Origin of the sequence: Nocardia sp. CA-151230 (assembly GCF_050942175.1) — a bacterium.
Lineage (GTDB): Bacteria > Actinomycetota > Actinomycetes > Mycobacteriales > Mycobacteriaceae > Nocardia.
The window spans coordinates 4,174,193-4,192,928 of record NZ_CP192061.1 but is presented as its reverse complement, the minus strand read 5'-3'; the positions used below and the strand labels follow the sequence as shown (position 1 = coordinate 4,192,928).

Annotated in this window: 17 protein-coding genes and 1 pseudogene; 13 read left to right on the top strand and 5 right to left on the bottom strand. The window is 65.4% G+C overall.

Translation table 11 applies throughout. From position 1 onward, the window contains the following. The first annotated feature begins 12 nt into the window (after positions 1–12). The 4 genes from ACQP1O_RS19625 (at position 13) to ACQP1O_RS19610 (ending at position 3,898) form a co-directional block, all read left to right on the top strand. Positions 13–654, top strand: coding sequence for a TetR/AcrR family transcriptional regulator (locus ACQP1O_RS19625; RefSeq protein WP_433567201.1), 642 nt, complete (start codon positions 13–15; stop codon positions 652–654). Positions 655–705: 51 nt separating this feature from the next. Then, positions 706–1,503 carry an SDR family NAD(P)-dependent oxidoreductase gene (locus ACQP1O_RS19620; RefSeq protein WP_433567200.1) on the top strand — a complete coding sequence of 266 codons (798 nt, stop codon included), beginning with the start codon at positions 706–708 and terminating at the stop codon, positions 1,501–1,503. A 66-nt stretch (positions 1,504–1,569) separates the two neighbouring features. After that, positions 1,570–2,721, top strand: a complete 1,152-nt coding sequence (locus ACQP1O_RS19615) for an acetyl-CoA C-acetyltransferase (RefSeq protein ID WP_433567199.1) — start codon at positions 1,570–1,572, stop codon at positions 2,719–2,721. A gap of 1 nt (position 2,722) precedes the next feature. After that, positions 2,723–3,898, top strand: coding sequence for an acyl-CoA dehydrogenase family protein (locus tag ACQP1O_RS19610; protein WP_433567198.1), 1,176 nt, complete (start codon positions 2,723–2,725; stop codon positions 3,896–3,898). A 676-nt stretch (positions 3,899–4,574) separates the two neighbouring features. Here ACQP1O_RS19610 and ACQP1O_RS19605 read toward each other — a convergent pair. After that, positions 4,575–4,991: a nitroreductase family deazaflavin-dependent oxidoreductase gene (locus ACQP1O_RS19605; protein ID WP_433567197.1), complete on the bottom strand. Its 417-nt coding sequence runs from the start codon at positions 4,989–4,991 to the stop codon at positions 4,575–4,577. 99 nt (positions 4,992–5,090) lie between these two features. Here ACQP1O_RS19605 and ACQP1O_RS19600 point away from each other — a divergent pair, with 99 nt between their 5' ends. Next, positions 5,091–5,747, top strand: a complete 657-nt coding sequence (locus tag ACQP1O_RS19600) for a TetR/AcrR family transcriptional regulator (protein WP_433567196.1) — start codon at positions 5,091–5,093, stop codon at positions 5,745–5,747. A 524-nt stretch (positions 5,748–6,271) separates the two neighbouring features. Here the strand turns inward: ACQP1O_RS19600 and ACQP1O_RS19595 are convergent. Then, positions 6,272–7,078, bottom strand: a complete 807-nt coding sequence (locus tag ACQP1O_RS19595) for a hypothetical protein (protein ID WP_433567195.1) — start codon at positions 7,076–7,078, stop codon at positions 6,272–6,274. Between the two features lie 80 nt (positions 7,079–7,158). Here ACQP1O_RS19595 and ACQP1O_RS19590 point away from each other — a divergent pair, with 80 nt between their 5' ends. Continuing rightward, the gene (locus ACQP1O_RS19590) at positions 7,159–7,977 is read left to right on the top strand and encodes a crotonase/enoyl-CoA hydratase family protein (protein WP_433567194.1); all 819 of its coding nucleotides are present in this window, start codon (positions 7,159–7,161) and stop codon (positions 7,975–7,977) included. Positions 7,978–8,016: 39 nt separating this feature from the next. Continuing rightward, positions 8,017–9,567 (top strand): AMP-binding protein, encoded by a 1,551-nt coding sequence (locus ACQP1O_RS19585; protein ID WP_433567193.1) that lies wholly within the window; start codon positions 8,017–8,019, stop codon positions 9,565–9,567. A 1,664-nt stretch (positions 9,568–11,231) separates the two neighbouring features. Here the strand turns inward: ACQP1O_RS19585 and ACQP1O_RS19580 are convergent. Continuing rightward, complete coding sequence (locus ACQP1O_RS19580; protein WP_433567192.1) at positions 11,232–12,089, bottom strand: alpha/beta fold hydrolase; 858 nt, start codon at positions 12,087–12,089, stop codon at positions 11,232–11,234. Between the two features lie 894 nt (positions 12,090–12,983). On the opposite strand from ACQP1O_RS19580, the gene ACQP1O_RS19575 reads away from it, so the two are divergent. After that, a complete protein-coding gene (locus ACQP1O_RS19575; protein ID WP_433567191.1) occupies positions 12,984–13,991 on the top strand; it encodes a hypothetical protein in 1,008 nt (335 codons plus the stop codon). Here ACQP1O_RS19575 and ACQP1O_RS19570 read toward each other — a convergent pair. Both ACQP1O_RS19570 and ACQP1O_RS19565 read right to left on the bottom strand, forming a co-directional pair. Further along, on the bottom strand, positions 13,988–14,173 hold the full coding sequence (locus ACQP1O_RS19570) for a hypothetical protein (protein WP_433567190.1): 186 nt from the start codon (positions 14,171–14,173) through the stop codon (positions 13,988–13,990). The genes ACQP1O_RS19575 and ACQP1O_RS19570 overlap by 4 nt on opposite strands. Positions 14,174–14,324: 151 nt before the next feature. After that, positions 14,325–14,633: a hypothetical protein gene (locus ACQP1O_RS19565; protein WP_433567189.1), complete on the bottom strand. Its 309-nt coding sequence runs from the start codon at positions 14,631–14,633 to the stop codon at positions 14,325–14,327. 493 nt (positions 14,634–15,126) lie between these two features. On the opposite strand from ACQP1O_RS19565, the gene tal reads away from it, so the two are divergent. The 5 genes and pseudogenes from tal (at position 15,127) to ACQP1O_RS19540 (ending at position 18,587) form a co-directional block, all read left to right on the top strand. Then, positions 15,127–16,239 (top strand): transaldolase, encoded by a 1,113-nt coding sequence (gene tal / locus ACQP1O_RS19560; protein ID WP_433567188.1) that lies wholly within the window; start codon positions 15,127–15,129, stop codon positions 16,237–16,239. Between the two features lie 4 nt (positions 16,240–16,243). Then, positions 16,244–16,543 (top strand): hypothetical protein, encoded by a 300-nt coding sequence (locus tag ACQP1O_RS19555; protein WP_433567187.1) that lies wholly within the window; start codon positions 16,244–16,246, stop codon positions 16,541–16,543. 397 nt (positions 16,544–16,940) lie between these two features. Further along, on the top strand, positions 16,941–17,144 hold the full coding sequence (locus tag ACQP1O_RS19550) for a hypothetical protein (protein WP_433567186.1): 204 nt from the start codon (positions 16,941–16,943) through the stop codon (positions 17,142–17,144). Between the two features lie 512 nt (positions 17,145–17,656). Next, positions 17,657–17,938, top strand: a pseudogene (locus ACQP1O_RS19545) (molybdopterin-dependent oxidoreductase); the annotation flags it as partial. Between the two features lie 229 nt (positions 17,939–18,167). Further along, positions 18,168–18,587: a DUF6924 domain-containing protein gene (locus tag ACQP1O_RS19540; protein WP_433567185.1), complete on the top strand. Its 420-nt coding sequence runs from the start codon at positions 18,168–18,170 to the stop codon at positions 18,585–18,587. Positions 18,588–18,736 lie beyond the last annotated feature (149 nt).

Below are 18,736 nucleotides of genomic sequence, written 5' to 3'. Positions count from 1 at the left end.
GGAGGCACCGACATGGCACAGCCGGTCACCGACGAAGGCGCGGAGTCGAAGTCCGCCCGGACACGCAAGCGCATCCTCGACGCGGCCGCCTACATACTCAGCCGCAAGGGATACGCGGGCACACGACTGTCCGAGGTCGCAGAGCTGGCCGAGTTACAGGCGCCCGCCATCTACTACTACTTCGCCTCACGCGACGACGTCGTCGAAGAGGTGATGTGGTCGGGCATCGCGGACATGCGCGCGCACGTATCGGAAGCGCTCGATACGCTGCCGGCGTCCACCTCGCCGCTCGCCCGGATCATGGTCGCCGTCGAGGCCCACCTGCGCCACGAACTCGAGATCTCCGACTACACAACCGCTTCCATCCGCAATGCCGCACAGGTACCGGAGAAGATCCGCACGCGACAGGTCGCGGAGGAGATCGCGTACGGCACCGTGTGGAAGAAGCTGTTCAAGGACGCGGCCGAGGCCGGCGCCCTGGCCGAGCACCTGGATCTCGGCGCCGCACGCATGCTCATTCTGGGCGCCCTGAACTGGGCCGCGGAGTGGTGGACTCCCGAAGCCGGCCCACTCGACGCCGTCGTCCGGGCCGCTCAGACCATGGTCATCAGCGGCCTGGGCCCCGGAGGGAACCCCTCACCGCTAGATGTTTAATTGAACATAAATTAGACTTTGGTTCGGTCATAGACGAAGGAGTTGGACCGCATGGATCTGCAGCTGCGCAACGCCCGTGTTCTCGTAACCGGTGGCGGCTCCAATATCGGCCGTGGCATCGTGCACGGCTTCGCGCGCGAGGGCGCTCGCATCGTCATCAGCGACATCGACGCCGAACAGGCGGAGAAGGTGCGGGCCGAGGCACTCGAACTCGGCGCCGCGGCAGTGGAAGTCGCGGCCGGAGACCTCACCCAGGACGACGTCGCGACAGCCGCGGTACTCCGGGCCGTTCGGGGGTGGAACGGACTCGACGTCCTGGTCAACAACGCAGGGTGGAGCGTGCCCGGCTTCATTGCCGAGGACACCGATCGGGCCAAATGGCAACGCACCGTAGAGGTCAACCTCTACACCGCGATCGCGACCACCCAGGCCGCCATCCCCGTGATGCGCGCGGCCGGCCACGGTTCGATCGTGTTCATCTCCAGCGATGCCGCGTTCGGGCAGATTCGGCAGGGCGTGTACGGGGCCACCAAGGCCGCGCTCATCGCACTGGCCCGCACCACCGCCCGCGAGCACGGCCGCCACGGCATCCGATCCAATGTCGTGTGCCCGGGACTGGTCATCCCCGACGGCCCGGACGCCGTCGGGAAGGACAGCCTGTGGGCCGCGGGCGAGGACGCGGTGTTCAACGAGAAGCAGATCGAGTTCCTCCGCAAGGACATCCCGCTGCGGCGGCTCACCGAGGCCGAGGACATCGCCAACTCCGTGATGTGGCTGTCCTCCGACACCGCCGCCCGCCAGGTCACCGGGCAGGTCATCTCGGTCAGCGGCGGCTACACGATGCCGTAGCCCGACCCAATTCGGCGGCCGGATCGGTCGCAGTTCCCCTTTCCGCAACACTATTCGGAGGAATCCATGCCCGAGGCATACATCGTCGATGCCGTGCGCACCCCGGTCGGACGCCGCAAGGGCGGCTTCACGGACGCCCACCCCGCTGACATGGCCGCTCATGTCATTCGCGCGCTCGTCGAGCGCGGCGACTTCGATGCCGCGGCCCTCGATGACGTCGTACTCGGCTGCATCGACCAGATCGGTTCACAGGCAGGCGATATCGCGCGTACCGCCGCGCTCGCGGCGGGACTGCCGGAGAGCGTGCCCGGTGTGACCATCGACCGCCAGTGCGGATCATCACAACAGGCCGTGCACTTCGCAGCCATGGGTGTCATGTCGGGCGCGCAGGACCTCGTCATCGCCGGCGGCGTGCAGAAGATGACCCAGTATCCGATCCTCTCGGCCTTCGCCGCCGGAGCCCAGGCCTGCGGAGGTCCGCAGGACCCGTGGACCGGCTCCAAGGGCTGGGAAGGGCGCTACACCACCGAGATCTCGCAGTTCAAATCCGCCGAGATGATCGCCGAGAAATGGGGCATCTCCCGGGAGGAGATGGAGGTCTACGCACTCGAAAGCCACGCTCGCGCACTCGCCGCACGTGCCGAAGGCCGCTTCGACCGCGAGATCCTGGCCTATGGCGACATCGCCCAGGACGAGGGTCCGCGCGACACCAGCCTGGAGAAGATGGCGGCGCTCGACACATTGGTGCCCGGCGGACGCCTCACGGCCGCGGTGTCGAGCCAGGTCTCCGACGGAGCATCGGCCATGCTCATCGCCTCCGACGCCGCGGTGAAGGCTCACGGTTTGACGCCACGGGCACGGATTCACCACATCTCGGTGCGCGGCGCGGACCCGGTCATGATGCTGCACGCCCCGATCCCCGCCACGCAATACGCGCTCGAGAAGGCGGGCATGAGTCTCGATGACATCGACCTCGTCGAGATCAACGAAGCCTTCGCCTCCGTCGTCCTCGCCTGGGAGAAGGACCTCGAAGCCGACCACGCCAAGGTCAACGTGAACGGCGGCGCGATCGCCCTCGGCCATCCCATCGGCGCGACCGGAACCCGGCTCATGACGACCCTGCTGCACGAGCTCGAGCGCACCGGAGGCCGATACGGTCTGCAGACCATGTGCGAGGGCGGCGGACAGGCCAACGTCACCATCATCGAGCGGATCTGACATGGACACCACAGCTTTCGACCTCTCCCCCGCCCAGGCCGACATCCAGGCCCGCGCACGCGCCTTCGGCGAGAAGTGGGCACCGCTGGCGACACAGATCGACCGCGATGACAACGCCCCCATCGCCGACATGGTGCGCGATACCGTCGACATGGGACTGGCGGGCATCACCATCCCCGTCGAGTACGGCGGGAAAGGGCTGTCCGCCATCGAATTCGCGCTCGCCGTCGAATCGGCTTGCCGCGCGATGAAGTCGTGGATGGCCGGTGACATCTTGTTCGCGACGACCTGCACGGGTCCGTCGGTGATCATGATGTCGGACAACGAGACCGCGCACGCGAAGTACCTGCCCCGTATCGCGGCGGGCGAGTTGACCGCCTCCATCGCGCTGTCGGAACCGGCGCACGGCTCCGCGGTCACCGACATCGAGACCACCGCTGTCATCGACGGCGACGAGATCGTCATCAACGGCAGCAAGCGATTCATCACCGGCGCGCCGGATTACGACCTGTACATCACGTTCGTGCGATGGAACAAGACGCCGGGGATGAAGGGCATCGGCGCGGTCGTCGTCGAAAAGGGCACGCCCGGTTTCACACTCGACAACGGCCCGGAGTACATGGGTTCGCGCGGCTCCAAGCATGGTGACCTGACCTTCACCGACTGCCGCATCCCCAAGGAGAACCTGCTGATGGGTGAGGGTTCCTTCCCGACCCTGATGCAGGCGTTCAACATGGAGCGCCTCTACATTTCCGCGCTGTGCCTGGGCCTGGCGGAAGGCGCGTTCGACGAGGCGGTGGACTACTCGAACCAGCGTCATCAGTTCGGGCGGCCCGTCAATGAGTTCCAGGCCATCTATCACCTGATCGCAGAGATGTGGACGCAGATCGAATCGGTCCGCTACCTCACATACAAGGCGGCGATGACCGCCGAAAAGGGTAAGTTCCCCAAGCCGCTGGATGTCTCGGTCGCCAAGTTGCACGCCGCCGACATGGGCCGCGACGTGTGCTGGAAGGCCATGCAGATCCTCGGCGGCAACGGGCTCATCACCGGTTTCCCACCCGAGCGGTGCTTCCGTGACGTCATCGTCTCCTCCATCGCGGGCGGCACCATGCAGGTGCTGAAGAACACGATCGCCGCGCAGGTGCTCGGAAAGAAGCTGGACCAGCGAAAGTAACGTGCGGTGCCACAGACGCGAAGGCCCTGGCAGTGGCAAGTCAGTGGTTCTTGCCGGGTCAAGTCCCGGGGAGTGGTGTAACCGGGGTGGTCACCGCGTGATCCGAATGTTGGGTCAGGCGGTGAGTTCAGCTGGTGCGGTGTCATCCTGTTCGTCGGTGGCGATGAGCCCGAGGGAGCGGGCCAGGACGTCGAGGCCGAGGTAGCCTCGGCTCCGATCCGTCGACGCACCTGGTCCATCAAGGCCGCGTGGTCGATGCGGTCGGAACACGCCTCGATATCTCCTTCGAGCACCCACACAGATAGTTCCGTGGCGGCGCGGTCAGGTAATGAATCTCGGCGATCGCGTCCTGCGCCCGTCTTCTCGGCCGAAATCATAAGAGCGCGGCCGGAATTCGGCTTCGAAGATCGGCTCCAACACGCTTCAGCGCGGCTTGCACCAGCGGTCCCGGACCGTCGGAATTCCCCAACGCCGCAACTTGTCATTGGCTTTCGGGATCATCCGCTCCCGCACGGGCCGCGGCGTGAACGCCCCGGACTTCACATCCTGGCCGATTGCGGCCCGGACAGCGGTCGATTCGCCTGGGCGTTCTTCAACCGTGGGTCGGGCGAAACGGGCGGTGGCAGGCGGGTTCCCACGTTCACTGGTCATCGTTGGGCGGGGTCGGTGCCCGGCTCTATCCCTGTGGCCTTCCACGCGTACGCCGCGGACCTTCCTCGTGGTCTCCCGTGGCCAGATCCATCCGGAGGAACTCGGTGATGCGCAGTAGCCGTGGCGGGTGGGCCTTTTCGGGTAGGGCTTGGAGGGCTTCGGCCTCGCTGAGCAGACGCGGTGTGCCGAGTTCCAGGTCACGGCCGTCGATTCGGAGGCGGGCGTGGCCGGCGGCGAGGATGTTGCGGACCCAGTCCGAGCGGGAGCCGTAGACGAGGATGAACAGGTAGCCGCCATCGACGGGATAGGCGTCGAGCGGGGTGCGGTAGGTGGTTCCGGAGTTGCGGCCGGTGTGGGTGAGGACCGGCCATGTGCCGCCCGCGAGGGCGCGGGGGTTGAAGACTCGCTTGTTGACGTGGCCCCACCATTTCGGCATCGGCATGAGAATCTCCTCGGTTGACTTACAGATGTAAGGCTGACTTACACCCGTAAGGGTGACTTACGCTTGTAAGCCTGTCAATGGATTCAGCGAGGAGACACCGTGACACGACCAGCGCTCAGCAGGGAGCGAGTGCTCGACGCCGCCATCCGCGTCGCGGACCGTGGTGGCGCGGAAGCCATCACCATGCGGCGGGTGGCGCAGGAACTCGGGGTGGAGGCGATGTCGCTGTACCACCACGTCCCGAACAAGGACGCGATGCTCGACGGCGTGGTGGACGCGGTGTTCACGGCCATCGAACTGCCCGTGGCCGAGGAGGATTGGCGGACCGCGCTCCGGACGCGCGCCGAATCCGCGCGGACCGTGCTGTCCCGGCATCGGTGGGCGCTCGGGCTGCTGGATTCGCGGCCCACGCCGGGATCGGCCACGCTGCGCCACCACGACGCCGTCCTCGGCGTCCTGCGCAACGCGGGCTTCACCCTGGAATTGGCCGCGCACGCGGTCTCGCTGCTGGACAGCTACATCGGCGGATACGTTCTGCAAGAAGCGAATCTGCCGATGACGACACCGGCCGAGGTCCAGGCCGTGGCGGGCGGCATCCTCGCGGACCTACCCGCGGACGAGCTGCCGCACCTCAGGGCGATGATCGTCGACCATGCCCTGCGCCCGGATTACGACCACACCGGCGAATTCGACTTCGGCCTCGACCTGATACTGGACGGCCTCGAAGCACGGCGAAAGGCCGACGCAGCCGCCTGAATTCGCCTGACGAGCAACGAAAATCGCGAGGTCGGCGACGGAATTCAGGTGGTCGACCGACCCGACTCGGTGCCGCGAGCGTCCGGGCCCGCAGCCGCAGCCGCTGCACCACGCCCGCGATCAGCGCGGCCCGCACCACGATGTCCACATTCCCCGGAACCTGCTGCCACCACGTCCAATCCAGCTCCCGATGCTTGCCGTTGGGCACCACGCCCGGTCCGATCAGGAACACGGCCGTGAACCCGGGCGATGGTCGCGTACAGGCCCGCACCTGGTGCCGCGTTACATGAATCTTCAGCTGCTGGGCGATTCGAATGCAGTCTGTCCAGGGCACCCCAGCACCTCACTCCGACGTGCGGAATGCCTTGCGCGGCGGCCGGTTTCCCGTTGCAGGCTTGCCCGTGTCCAACTGGCCTGCATTCCTCCGGATCGGATATGCGGGCAGATCCGGCCCCGGTACCGGAGTTCGGTCGGGTGCGCGACTCGCCCCTGCCGCGGAAATCCCGAGGAGCGCTGATCATGGCTCAGGTTCTGTGCCCGCCTTCGAGTAGCTCGAGCCACAACGTCAGTGCGCGATCCTGAAACTCTTTCATCTGCTGGATCAGTTCGACCAGTGGTGTCAGGGGGGCGAGTTCCTCGGGAAGCAGCGGATCGCGCACGATGACGCTGATTACCGCGCTACCGAGCAGCAGCGATGTGCGGGCATTTTCTGCGATTGTCTGTTCATCGCTGGTGCGGGCCGCATCCGCGAGTGCTCGCGATGCTTCCTGGAGGCGGCGGGTCTGCGATGTGGTGTCCCACAGGCGGCGAACGGCTTCCGCGTCCTCGGTGCCCAGCTCGTCGATGCGGTAGACGTGGCATTCGGGTGCGGCGCCGAGTCTGGACAGGGTGGCGCGAAGCCCATCGGTGCCGTGATCGAGATTGTTCGGCCGCAGTGCTACCGCGGGAGTCCAGTCGGCGAGGCCGGCCAGCGACAGTGCGTTGTTGTGTGTGCGCAGTGCCGCCCGGTCGCTGCGTTTGACGGCCGAGTGCTCGACCGCGATCCATGTGCCGTCCCACGGCGCCATGCGCTCGATGCGGGTTCGCCAGCTGCTGACCTCGGTGTAGGCGGGTAGCGCTTCGGTTCGGAGGGTGTACGTGCCGCGGGCGGTGCGGGTGATTTTTCCTTCCGTGCACATCCTGGCGGCGGACACTCTCATGTTCGCCGCGGTCAGTCCCATGATCTCGCCGGCGAGGGTGAGCATGTCGAGTCCGAACTCGACCTCTGGACTCGCTGTCAGGAGATCGAGGATGACCCGGGCGGCGGTCGGCCGCCTCCCAATTTGAAACACAATTTGATCCTACTCTGTTCAGACTTGTTACAAACGACTACGCTCGGCGCAACCGCGAACCGACCGTAAGGAAGCCGGCTGTGCCATCCAACTCCGCCCTACCTGCGCAGACCGCGACAGATGTCCTCGTCGAGCGAGACGGTGGTGTCACGACGATCGTGCTCAATCGCCCCGATCGGCGTAATGCCGTCGACGGGCCGATGGCAGCGCAGCTACGTGAGGCCTTCGAGCAGTTCGAAGCCGACGACACCCAACGCGTGGCCATCCTGTGGGGGGCGGGTGGAACGTTCTGCGCCGGTGCGGATCTCACCGCGGTGGGAGACCCCGCGCGTCGCCACGAACTCGATCCCCACGGCCGCGGTACCGGGCCCATGGGCCCGAGTCGCATGGCGCTGAGCAAGCCCCTGATCGCCGCGGTGAGCGGATATGCCGTGGCAGGCGGACTCGAACTCGCTCTTCTCGCGGACCTGCGGGTCTGTGAACAGGATTCGACGTTCGGAGTCTTCTGCCGCCGATGGGGGGTACCGCTCATCGACGGCGGGACCGTGCGCCTCCCGCGCATCATCGGTCAGGGGCGCGCACTGGACATGATCCTCACCGGCCGCCCCGTGTCGGCCGCCGAGGCGCTGTCCTTCGGGGTCAATCGGGTGGTCGAGACGGGGGGCGCGCTGGATACGGCGCGAGAGATCGCGAACCAGTTGTTGGACTTCCCGCAGGAATGCATGGTGGTCGACCGCGCCTCGGCCTACCGGTCTTTCGATGTGACGCTCGAGGCCGCGCTCAGGGCCGAAGGAACCGATGGCGCACCGATCGTCGACCGCGAGGGCGTCGCTGGTGCTGCACGATTCGCATCCGGGGCCGGGCGTCACGGCAGCTTCGCGCCCGTCGGAACAGTTTGAGACACACGGGATTCCGAGACACACAGAAAGATCGTCACCATGAGCCCATTGACCCGAGACCTGATCGTGCGGGGCGCCCTGCAGCACAGCGAGCGGACAGCAGTGATCTGCGGAGACCGACGGATGACCTTCCGCGAGATCGACGAACTCAGCAGTCGGCTGGCACATGCCATGCGTCAGCAAGGATGCGGGCACCGTTCACGTGTCGCGCTGCTGGTCAACAACAGCATCTACACCGTCCCGACCGACTTCGCCTGCGTCAAGGCCGGCATCAACCGCGTCCCGCTCAATTCCCGGCTGTCGGTCGAAGAGCACAGCCGGATGATCGCCGAGACCGACTGTAGCGCCCTGTTCTACGGCCCGGACCTGGCCGACCGCGCGCAACAACTGGCCGAGCGGTTCCCGCAGCTGCACTGTGTGGGCCTCGAGGCGTCGTTCGATGACACCCGCACCCTCTTCGATGTCGCGGCCACCATGCCCGACACTCTCCCCGACGTCGCCGTCGAGCCGGACGACGTGATCTTGACCCTGTTCACCTCCGGCACCACGGGAGTCCTCAAGGCCGCGCAGCACACCCAACGCACATACGCGGGTATCACACGCAACGTGCTCCTGAACCTCCTGCCGGTTGCGCCCGACGACGTGATGGCGCATTCGGCATCGCTGATCCACGCCAGCGGGGTGTTCGTCCTCCCGTTCTGGTTGCGCGGTGCCACCACCCTGGTTCTTCCCGGATTCGATCCCGACACCTTCGTCGAACAGATCGCCACTCACGGGGTCACCTCGACCATCCTGGTACCGACGATGGTCCAAATGCTGTTGCAGCGCACCAGTTTCGACCCCGAACTCGTCTCGTCGCTGCGATACCTGATCTATGGTGCATCGCCCATGCCGCTCGTCACGATCAAGCAAGCGATGGCAGCCCTGCCCCACGTGCAGTTCCTGCAGTACTACGGGCAGACCGAGGCTCCTCTGTGCCTGACGGTCCTCCGTCACGAGGATCACCAGGGCGAACGTCTGCACTCGTGCGGGCAACCCGCCCTGGATGTCGAGATCAGGCTTCTCGACGAACACGGAAACGACGTCGAGCCAGGAACACCCGGCGAGATCGTGGTGCGCTCGCCGTCGGCCGTTGCCGGCTACTTCAACGCACCCGAACTCAACAAGGCCACCTTCACCAACGGCGGTTGGGTCCACACTCGCGACGTCGGCGTCTTCGACGAGCACGGCTTCCTCTACCTCAAAGACCGGCTCTCCGACATGATCGTCTCCGGTGGATACAACGTCTACCCCCGCGAGGTCGAGGAGCGATTGCTCGCGCACCCGGCTGTCGCCGAAACGATCGTCGTCGGAGCACCCGACCCGGTCTGGGTCGAAGCCGTGACCGCCGTTGTCGTGCTCGCATCCGGTTACGACGAATCCGAACAGCTCCGCAGCGAACTGATCGCTTTCGTCGGCGACGGCATCGCTTCCTACAAGAAACCCCGCAACCTCGTGTTCCGCTCGTCGGTTCCCAAGACTGCAGTCGGCAAGCTCGACAGGAAGTCCCTCCGCCAGGAGCTGCGCGACCAGAGCGAAACGACCGTCTAACCGAACCAGGTTGGTGCCCAACGCCTCGCATCGCCGGCGGACCTGCCCGAATGGGTATTTTCGACATGAGCACCAACACAACCCATTCCGCGCGTGCAACTGGCCGCATTGGGTCCGGGCCGCACCGCTGCAATCAGCATCGAGATGGTCCGGACACTGGCCGCGCTGCATCAAGCACAGCACGGTCATCGGCACAGAAAGACGTTCTGAAGCGTCAGGCCACAGACCACATCAGCCTCGTTGGCGCCACCCAGAGTGCGACAGCACCGCCATCTGCCGCTGCGAGTCACACCCAAAAGTGTTGATCTAGGGTCGATTCAAATAGTTTGACATTTCTCAACACGCCGACCAGTCTCTTGGACTCCAAGTTGGCACTGCTCCGTCACCACGGTCTCTGTGGCTGGGCAGCAACGATCACCCCCGAGCTGATCAGCCGCGCGAGGCCGCCGCCGTCCACGGCCATCGGGGGCAACCTAGGCAGGCTCGCCCGCACGTGGGCGGTCCACGACCGCCTGCGGCCGGCATTCACTGGTGATCCGGCGTAACTCCTCGGTTGGATTCTCGACGCTGCCCCGCAGACGAGCGCAGAACGCATCCAACGACCCGTACCGGGCCACAATGTCCGATACCAGATGCGCCACCGTCTCGTTCGGCATCACCGGAAACCCCTTCTCTCCTCAGTCGGACTGGTCACCTCGCCGCGCACCGGCCGCTAATCGGCCGGGGCTGACGGGGAAGATCGTCGAGCAGGCCCAAACCATCGCGGAACCTCGACAGTGCCACCGGATTCCGCGACGCCGGACGCCACCGTACAGACCGCTGCAAGCTGTCAGCAAACCGTTCGGCGAGTCGACAGCGCGCGTCGCGTCGTGGCGACGCCCCGCCTGCTCGGATTTTCCACGGACGCACCAGATCCGGATGTGGTCGGCGCTGTCCGCCGCGATGCAGTGCCTGCGATTACCCGCAGCTCGATCGATGCGGCCACCGTTCCCGTCCCGAAAACTGTTCTGTGACAGGTTTTCCGACTCGTCACACGTCTGGCCGCTGCCCGGTCCCACCGGGGTACCGATCCGGCGGTGTCCGCGTCGCGCCGTCGCTTCGACCAGGCAACCCATCAGATATCGAGATGCGGGAATACGCTTTTCATCTCCCGTCGGCCCAGGTACGCAGCCCTACCACTGATTTCGGCTTCTCGAATACATCGGGCCTGACATCCCAGGCCGGGCCACCCCCGGTGTTGTAGACCTGCTGTCGGTCGAACATCAGCACCCAGCGCACGTAATTGCCGTGCTCGATGGGGTATCGGGCGCCCCGGCACGGACCGGGCATCGCACACACCGATGCCGCGTCGGCGGCGCGACGGTGTACACCTCGCCGCTGGACTACCCCGAGCGCGTCTGCGAGCAGCGCGCCGCAAGGCGCAGCGAACCTGAACCCGCAGGGCTGAAACACTTCTCGGAGAACATTCCCGGACTGTCGCCCAATGGCCACAGAGTGCCGATGAATTGCATGCCGACCTGTACCGAGCCGATTTCTCGCGGCTTTCGCGACCGTGTTCCGCCGACATCTGCGAAACCGGAGCGAAGTGTCGCGGCTGTCGCCGGGTGGCTTGGGCTTGTGGCTTTGACCACCCGGCGACAGCGAGGTGTTGCCTTTGTGAGGCGTTATACGATTGCTGGGCGCCGCGCGGCGTTCGCGGCGATGGCTGTCGCGATCTCGTCGAGCAGTGGTGCGGGTAGGTCGTGGCCCATCGGCGCCAACGGCAGATAGGTCGATCCGGAGATCGCCGCGTGGGTCGCTTCACCGCCGGCGATCTTGATGAGCGAATCCTCGGCACCGTGGATGACCAGCGCCGGCACCTCGAGCTTCTGCAGGTCTTTGGTGCGGTCCGGGGCCATGAGCGCCGCGGACATCTGGCGGATCGGACCCTGGGGGTGGCGGCCACGAGCACGGTCGTATGCCAGAGCCGCGATGTCGTACCGGCGCTGGCGCTCGCTCTCGGCGTAGGTCTTCGAGCCGATGAGGGCATACAGCGCGACGATCTGCTCGATCGCCTCGTCGCGATCGGAGGGCAACGGTTTCGTCATCTCCTCGATCACGTCACCGTCGGGTGCACCGATACTGGAGTGCGGTGTACTCATGATCGAGCACAGCGACCGCACCCGCGGCGCTTTCTGGATCGCGATGAGCTGGGCGACCATTCCGCCCATCGATGCGCCCACGACATGCGCCTGCTCGATCTCGAGGTGATCGAGCAGTTCGACGGCGTCGTTCGCGATCGCCTGCAGGAAGTAAGAGCTCGGGGCGCCCTTCCACTCCGTGAGCCCGCTGTCACGGTTGTCGGGGCGGATGACGCGGTAACCGCGCGCGCCGAGGTTGTCGACGATTTCCTGAGGCCAGTGGATCAACTGCGAGTTGAGCCCCATGATCAACAGCAACGGCTCTCCCGCTGGGTCACCCTCGTCGCGGTAACACATTCGGACCTTGGACAAGTCTGCGAAGCGGTCGCGCTCATCGCTCATGACAAACCTCCCGAAGTTGTGAACGACCATGGCAAATCTGCAGCATGCAGGACTAGCTGCACCCGGGTGTTCGTGAATCAGGGGATCACGGTGGACCATGTCGGTTATTCGATCGCCACCGCCAGTCAATCATCGCTCACGCCAGGGTTGCGTGCAACGATTCAGCAATCCAAATTGGCTGCGCTGGAACGGTCATTTGATGCGAAGCGACGATCCGCCACCGGGGGTTGCCCGTGTACTTTCCGGGGGCGTGTCGGACCTTCGGTCTGCGCGCGGGGTCCAGCCGGGACGCGATCGACTCGTCCACGAGTTGGTAGTGCGCATCGGGTCCACCCCCCTTGAATCCGAGATACGGACCCACCGCCGACCGGCTCGGCCTGTGTCCGAAGTATGCGCGTGGTCACCGACAGAAACCGGCGGCTCACAACATCTTCCAGTCGCAAACACGCGATCCGTCATAACCAGGTGCGCTTTGGCGTCCTGCCAGTCGGGGACCCCAGACAGTATCGGCAGTTGACCGAGCGGGTAAACAACTCCGTTTCAGTCACCACAATTCTACTCAGGGTCGCTGTCCGAAGAAGTTCCGGCACCGCAGTATTCACGCATTCTGCTACGCACCCAATGCCGGCGGTCTCAGTCATGACTGGGAGCGTGACGACCCCGTTCGTCTTGCACCACGCGGCCAAGGGCGGTGTCGGACATCTGAATTGGATGTTCGACCACCGCATCGACCGAGAAAGCGCTTCCGCGCCCACCCCTTCGAAGTTGGGGCTACGCGACCCTGTCGCCGCGTTTATATCGTGAAGCGACCGCGTAGGAGAACATAGCCTCGCCCGCACGAAGAGCTGACCTGCCATGTCTCTCGAATCGCCCTCTGGCGCAACCAGGTACCGGTTGACTGGTCGTGCCCGCATCGAAGCCCGACTACTGCCGCTGCTGCGCCTGCTCCTGGCCGTGCCCTGGGCGGTCGCGACCGTGGTGATGCTCCAGAGTCTGAGCGCCTGGGCCGGGCGCTGGGCGACGATCAGCGTGATAGTGGTCTGGTGTCTGATCTGGAGTTACGCGCTGCTCGTCGAACTGATCAGGCCCGACGAGTTGACGATGCGGCGACGTGCCATGGAATTTCCCGATATCGCGCCCTACCCATCCGTACGAGTCGAGCCCTCCATCCTGCTGTGGGAAGCCTCCTGGCACGTCATGGGGGCCGCGGGCCGATCCGGTGGTGTGGCAGGGGAGGTGACGTCTGTGGAGCGGGTCGCCCGGGGTGAGGACTGGCTGCGAATGGTGCTACGGACCCGTCGCCCTCGGGCAGCGGGTATGGCGCACCCACGCCGTCTTGTCTCAGTGACGATTTCGGCTGTGAACGAACTACCCCCGCTCGAGCTACGGGCGGTGATCGCACATGAATTCGGTCATCAGCTGATCGCCAGCTGGTTCAGCTGGACCGTCAGGTTCCTGGAATACCTGTGCGCCACACCGGTCGTCACCGTCTTCGGCGCGCCGGCCAGAGCACTCATCACCGTGCTGCCCTATCGAAGATCGACCCTGCGGTCCTATGGGAAGTCGCCGGACATTGTTGTGACGATCCTGCTGCTGATCATGTACACCGCGTCCTTCTTCGCCCTGGTCGGTGCCCTGCTCCCGACCATCGGCCTGCATCGAGCCCAGGCGCTGGCCATAGTCTGCCTCCTGCAACCCTTCCCGAAAATGTGGGTGAACTGGCGGGAAGAATTCCTGGCCGACCAGGTGGCCGTCGACCTCGGCTACGGTCCCGCCCTGCACGACCACCTCGAGACCTGCGGCAGGAAATACGGCGAGTACTTCACCGCCACCCACCCGGGCGCTTTCGCCCGCCGCCAGGTGATTCGTCACCGCGTGCGGCCCTGGCCCTCCCCCGCCTAATGGGAGTCCAGCGCCACCATCACGCGGTGGCTACGGCCGGCCGGAAGCGGTGGCGATGCCGCGCGTGCCGCGTCGCCGGTGACCGAGAGCTCGGCGAGCATGTCGAATGTGCGTCCATACATGGCGATCTCGCGCGGTCCGGTGATAGTCAGCTCGGCCGTGATGGTCTCGACAGTGGTCATGCGGTCGTCGAACAGACCGCGTACGAGCCGCGCACCTCGAGGTGAAACGCCTCGCGTCGCGCCTCACGGTCAGCTGACACACTCGAAAGGCCCTTCGCCCATCGGATTCCGATGCGCGAAGGGCCTTTCTCAGCTTGCGGCGGCGGAGGCGCTATCCGATCCCGTTGCAGGTGGCGGACAACGTGCACGGGCGCGCACCGCCGAGTAGGACGTTGAGGAGGTCGGCGGGCGCGGCGAGCAGCGGACCGGCGAGGTCCGGCAGTCCGGCCTGGTAGCTGCCTTGGCTGGCGGCGACGGCACTCCCGGTCGGAATGGGACCGGTGGTCGCGCCCCAGATCGGATCCGCGGTGGCGGGTGTGAGAGGTATGTCGGCTGCGGCCGGTCCCCCGACGGCGGCAAGGCCAGCCGCGAGGGCGAAGGCGGCGAATCCTGCTCGGACCGTGCGGCTCTTGGTGTTCACCCGCCGAAGATACGTGAAATAGATTTGTTTGAAACGGGATCGAGTGCCCCCTCTTTCTCGGGCAGAGCTTGCCAGGCCCCGCTGAGACCCGGCCGTTCCCGACGATCAGAGCAAACTTCTCCCAGTTCGCCCTCCACACCCCGGCCCGCTCTCGATACCTGACTTCGGTCATGCGCGGGAAGCGATCGACATAGTCACGCTGTAGCGGGATCGTCGGCGACAGCCGAGCAGCAACGGAGCTTGAACCGCACAGCCATGCCGCAGTCCTGGTTGTGACACATCTCCAGCCCCTCATCGAGGATCCCCCTCGTCGTACTCAGCGAACCGATTGCGACGGCGTATTCAGGGCACCCTGGAGGAGGAGACAGAGGGTGACCGATAGTCATGCCCGCAGACCGGACACCACCGAGAACACCGCACCCAGGCAGCGACGCCGAGTCTGCGGGAATTCGACCCGAGCCGCACCTTGCATCGAGTGGAAGGAGTAGATGAGATGCCCGATCCGCTGACTGCGCTGACCCACGCCGGGGTATCGATCTGGCTCGACGACCTCAGCCGCGAACGCCTCACCGACGGCACCCTCGCCGATCTGGTTCGCGACCGGCACGTGGTCGGTGTGACCACCAACCCGACCATCTTCGCCAAGGCCATCACCGGCAGCGACTGCTACAACGCCCAGATCCGGGCGCTCGCGCTGCGACGGATGGATGTCGCTGCTGCGCTGCGGGAGTTGACCTGCTACGACGTGCGCTGGGCCTGCGATGTGCTGCGCCTGGTGTATGACAGCACCGGTGGGCTGGACGGGCGTGTATCGATCGAGGTCGACCCGCGTATCGCCCACGACACCGACCGCACCGTCGCCGAAGCCCACGCCCTGTGGTGGCTGGTGGACCGCCCCAACCTGTTCGTCAAGATCCCCGCCGCCAAACAGGGCCTGCCGGCGATCACCGCCTGCCTGGCCGACGGCATCGACATCAACGTCACCCTCATGTTCTCCCTGCACCGCTACCGTCAGGTGATCAACGCATTCCTGACCGGGCTCGAACAAGCCAGCGCACGCGGCAAAGACCTCAGCGCCATCCACTCCGTCGCCTCGTTCTTCGTCTCCCGCGTCGACACCGAAATCGACAAGCGCCTCGACAAACTCGGCACCGACCAGGCCGCGGCGCTGCGCGGCCAGGCAGCCATCGCCAACGCCCGGCTGGCCTATCAACTCCACGAGCAAACTCTCGCCAGCGACCGATGGCAGGGTTTGGCGCAGGCCGGTGCCCGCCCGCAGCGTCCGCTCTGGGCCTCGACCGGGGTGAAAGACCCTCACTACGACGACACCCGCTACGTCGTGGAACTCGTCGCGGCCGGGGTGGTCAACACTATGCCCGAGGCAACCCTGCACGCTGTCGCCGACCACGGCCTGGTCCCCGCCGACAGCATCCACGGCACCTACCCGCACGCCCGGCAGGTCCTCGACGAGCTCGCCGCGGTTGGCGTCGATTACGACGACGTCGTCGCCACCCTGGAAACCGACGGCGTCGCCAAATTCGACGCCAGCTGGGACCAGCTCGGCACCGACCTCGCCCACGCCCTCACCACACCCGCAGGACGGTGACCTCATGACCACACCCTCGAATCCGATGCCCCAACAGATCCGCGTCGAACACGTCATCGATCACGAATACCGGGTCCGCATCGACTCTGGTGACGAGACCGTGATATCCGCGTTCATCGTCGACCCACAAGTCCTGACCGAACTCGGATTCGCCCCCGGTAACGAAGACCGCATAGTCGAACACACCGCGGCATTCCTCGCCGAACACCAGCCAGTCATCGACTTCCCCCAACTGGTCTACCTCGACGAGGTCGCCGCCGCCTACGACGACTACCCCGGAAACCTGCACCACGCACTGAAATGACACCATCGACCCGTTCGCTGCCCCGGTCGGACGTGGGAACCACCGGCCATCCAACCCGGCAGGCGGTGCGATCCCCGCGAGAAGGAGGCGCGCGTGTGCTGGAACTCGATGCCCACACCCTGTGAACATCCACTCCAAGCTGTTGGTCGATGAATCGTGCAGTGTTGCAACGACTTCCCTTCCCCTGGTTGATGCCACAGAGGAATTCGACATCCGCCCGTCGACGGCTGGAAATCCCCTGAATCAACGCCCGCCGTGGCCGCCGCGGGCACCGACGGGAATGGGTTGATGCTCGACGGGAGGTCGTGGTGCTCGGCGCCGCGAACGTGCCCAGCTTCTCCCGGGCGAGCGTTGCACCACAGTGATTTCAATCATTTAGTACGCATATCTACACATCATGATTTCAGGAGCGAAGGCCGAGCTCGAGCGCGCGATTCAAGATCAACGATTCGGGTATGCGGTGAATGTCCTTCACGGGCAACAAGGGCGGGTTCTGCTCGCGACACCGATCCGGCTCGAACAGCGCGCGGAGGATGACTTTTCAGCCCACGGCGGGAAGCGCGCCCTGGCGTACCGCATGAACAGACGATACGCGAAGTGACGAATCCTTCCGTGGATCAGTCGGTTCGCTGAACGGAAGGGCGATGATGATGATCAGCGAGATCTATCGATGTACCACGCGTCGGCTGTTCGCCAGGGCCGCACTGGCGACGGTAGCGACAGCGGCTCCGGTGATGGCGGTGCTTCCGGCTGTAGCCGCGCCGGCCCCAGTACCCGGTGTAGTGCAGCTCGATCGGCCTGGGGGGTGGGGTAGTAATAACGCCCAGCCCGCACCCCCGCCGGTCCCTCCGCACGGCTGCGACAACAACGACTGCAGCGGCAACGGCGGAACATGCCAAAGTACCGGCGGGAACTGCGACAACAACGGCCAGCCCTGCGATGAGAACAGCGGGAACTGCGGCGGCGACGGCGGCCATGGCGGGACCGGTGGGGGTCCAGGGGTCGGCAATGCCCTCGGCAAATACACCGCTCTTCACCCGGCACATCGCACAAGCCTCGACATAGTCGGCTGACCACAAGACCAGCCGGTAATCAGCATGGAGGTGGGTATGGGGGATGTCGATCGACCGGCCCGATTTCGACGGAGGCGTGTACGACGCGCACGCGATCGAGCAGATGGGTCACCACCTGACGATGCTCGCCTACGACATGAACGATGCACCGCTGACATACGGACACGGTGCACCGTTGCGCCTGCGCAACGAATTACAGCACGGCTTCAAACACGTCAAATGGGTCGCGGCCATCGAATTCGTCACCCACTTCTGCGAAGTAGGCGGCGGGCACGGCGGCTACAACGAAGACCACGAATACTACGGCTACCGGCAGTCTCTAGGCCAGAGAAGCCGAAACACGATGCGGGCCCCCGCTGCTGTCTGCGGCCTCGGCTGCCGATGTCGGTCAGAAACCGGGAGCACGCTGCCTGACAACGTATTTCGGAATCGAAGGCTCGCCCGCGTGCGCTGAGCGTACTTTTCGCGTCACTGGCCCGCACGGGCCAACTCGCTGAAAATCCAACGATGGTGCGCTTGGTGTTCGACTGCCGTCGTGCACAATCGGGCGTATGGCACGATCTCTGCCCGAGGGCGAATCACTTCTGGTGCGTACGGATTTCACCGACGACGCGGCGTGGGCCCAGACCCTCGCGGCGGTCATCGCGTCCTACGACGAAGACACGATGACAGAGCTGACACCCGTCGACGACGTGACCTTCGAGGGGCTGACCCCCGCCAACCTGGGTGATCTGGTCGATGGCCAAACCTATGTATTCCTCGCCGACACCACCACGATGACCGACCCCGAACACCCACTGCTGGCGGTCGATACCAGCGACGAGGATGCCCGAGGAGACGGCGCCCCGGTGTTCCGGATCGCGCCGATCGCGATGGCCGAGGTCGAGGTCAACTTCCTCCTCGCCAACATGGACTTCGAGGACTACGCCGGCAGCGTCGACGACGGTGTTTTCCGCGGCTTCGATCGGTGAACGCGGCCGGCGCTCATGACTGGCCACCGGTCCCTCCTTGTGGAGCTGTGGATGGACGACTTGTCCCTGGCTGAACGACAGCGGGCCGGTACCGGCCGCCAACGGCTGCGCGTAGTTCCAGCGTTGGGCAACCGGCCGTCACCGCTAAC

Excerpts from the sequence above, each read along its gene's own strand:
- ACQP1O_RS19625 (WP_433567201.1), top strand. The coding sequence starts at position 13 with ATGGCACAGCCGGTCACCGACGAAGGCGCGGAGTCGAAGTCCGCCCGG.
- ACQP1O_RS19620 (WP_433567200.1), top strand. The coding sequence starts at position 706 with ATGGATCTGCAGCTGCGCAACGCCCGTGTTCTCGTAACCGGTGGCGGC.
- ACQP1O_RS19615 (WP_433567199.1), top strand. The coding sequence starts at position 1,570 with ATGCCCGAGGCATACATCGTCGATGCCGTGCGCACCCCGGTCGGACGC.
- ACQP1O_RS19610 (WP_433567198.1), top strand. The coding sequence starts at position 2,723 with ATGGACACCACAGCTTTCGACCTCTCCCCCGCCCAGGCCGACATCCAG.
- ACQP1O_RS19605 (WP_433567197.1), bottom strand. The coding sequence starts at position 4,991 with ATGCCGATGCCGAAATGGTGGGGCCACGTCAACAAGCGAGTCTTCAAC.
- ACQP1O_RS19585 (WP_433567193.1), top strand. The coding sequence starts at position 8,017 with ATGAGCCCATTGACCCGAGACCTGATCGTGCGGGGCGCCCTGCAGCAC.
- ACQP1O_RS19580 (WP_433567192.1), bottom strand. The coding sequence starts at position 12,089 with ATGAGCGATGAGCGCGACCGCTTCGCAGACTTGTCCAAGGTCCGAATG.
- ACQP1O_RS19570 (WP_433567190.1), bottom strand. The coding sequence starts at position 14,173 with ATGACCACTGTCGAGACCATCACGGCCGAGCTGACTATCACCGGACCG.
- tal (WP_433567188.1), top strand. The coding sequence starts at position 15,127 with ATGCCCGATCCGCTGACTGCGCTGACCCACGCCGGGGTATCGATCTGG.
- ACQP1O_RS19555 (WP_433567187.1), top strand. The coding sequence starts at position 16,244 with ATGACCACACCCTCGAATCCGATGCCCCAACAGATCCGCGTCGAACAC.
- ACQP1O_RS19550 (WP_433567186.1), top strand. The coding sequence starts at position 16,941 with ATGATTTCAGGAGCGAAGGCCGAGCTCGAGCGCGCGATTCAAGATCAA.
- ACQP1O_RS19540 (WP_433567185.1), top strand. The coding sequence starts at position 18,168 with ATGGCACGATCTCTGCCCGAGGGCGAATCACTTCTGGTGCGTACGGAT.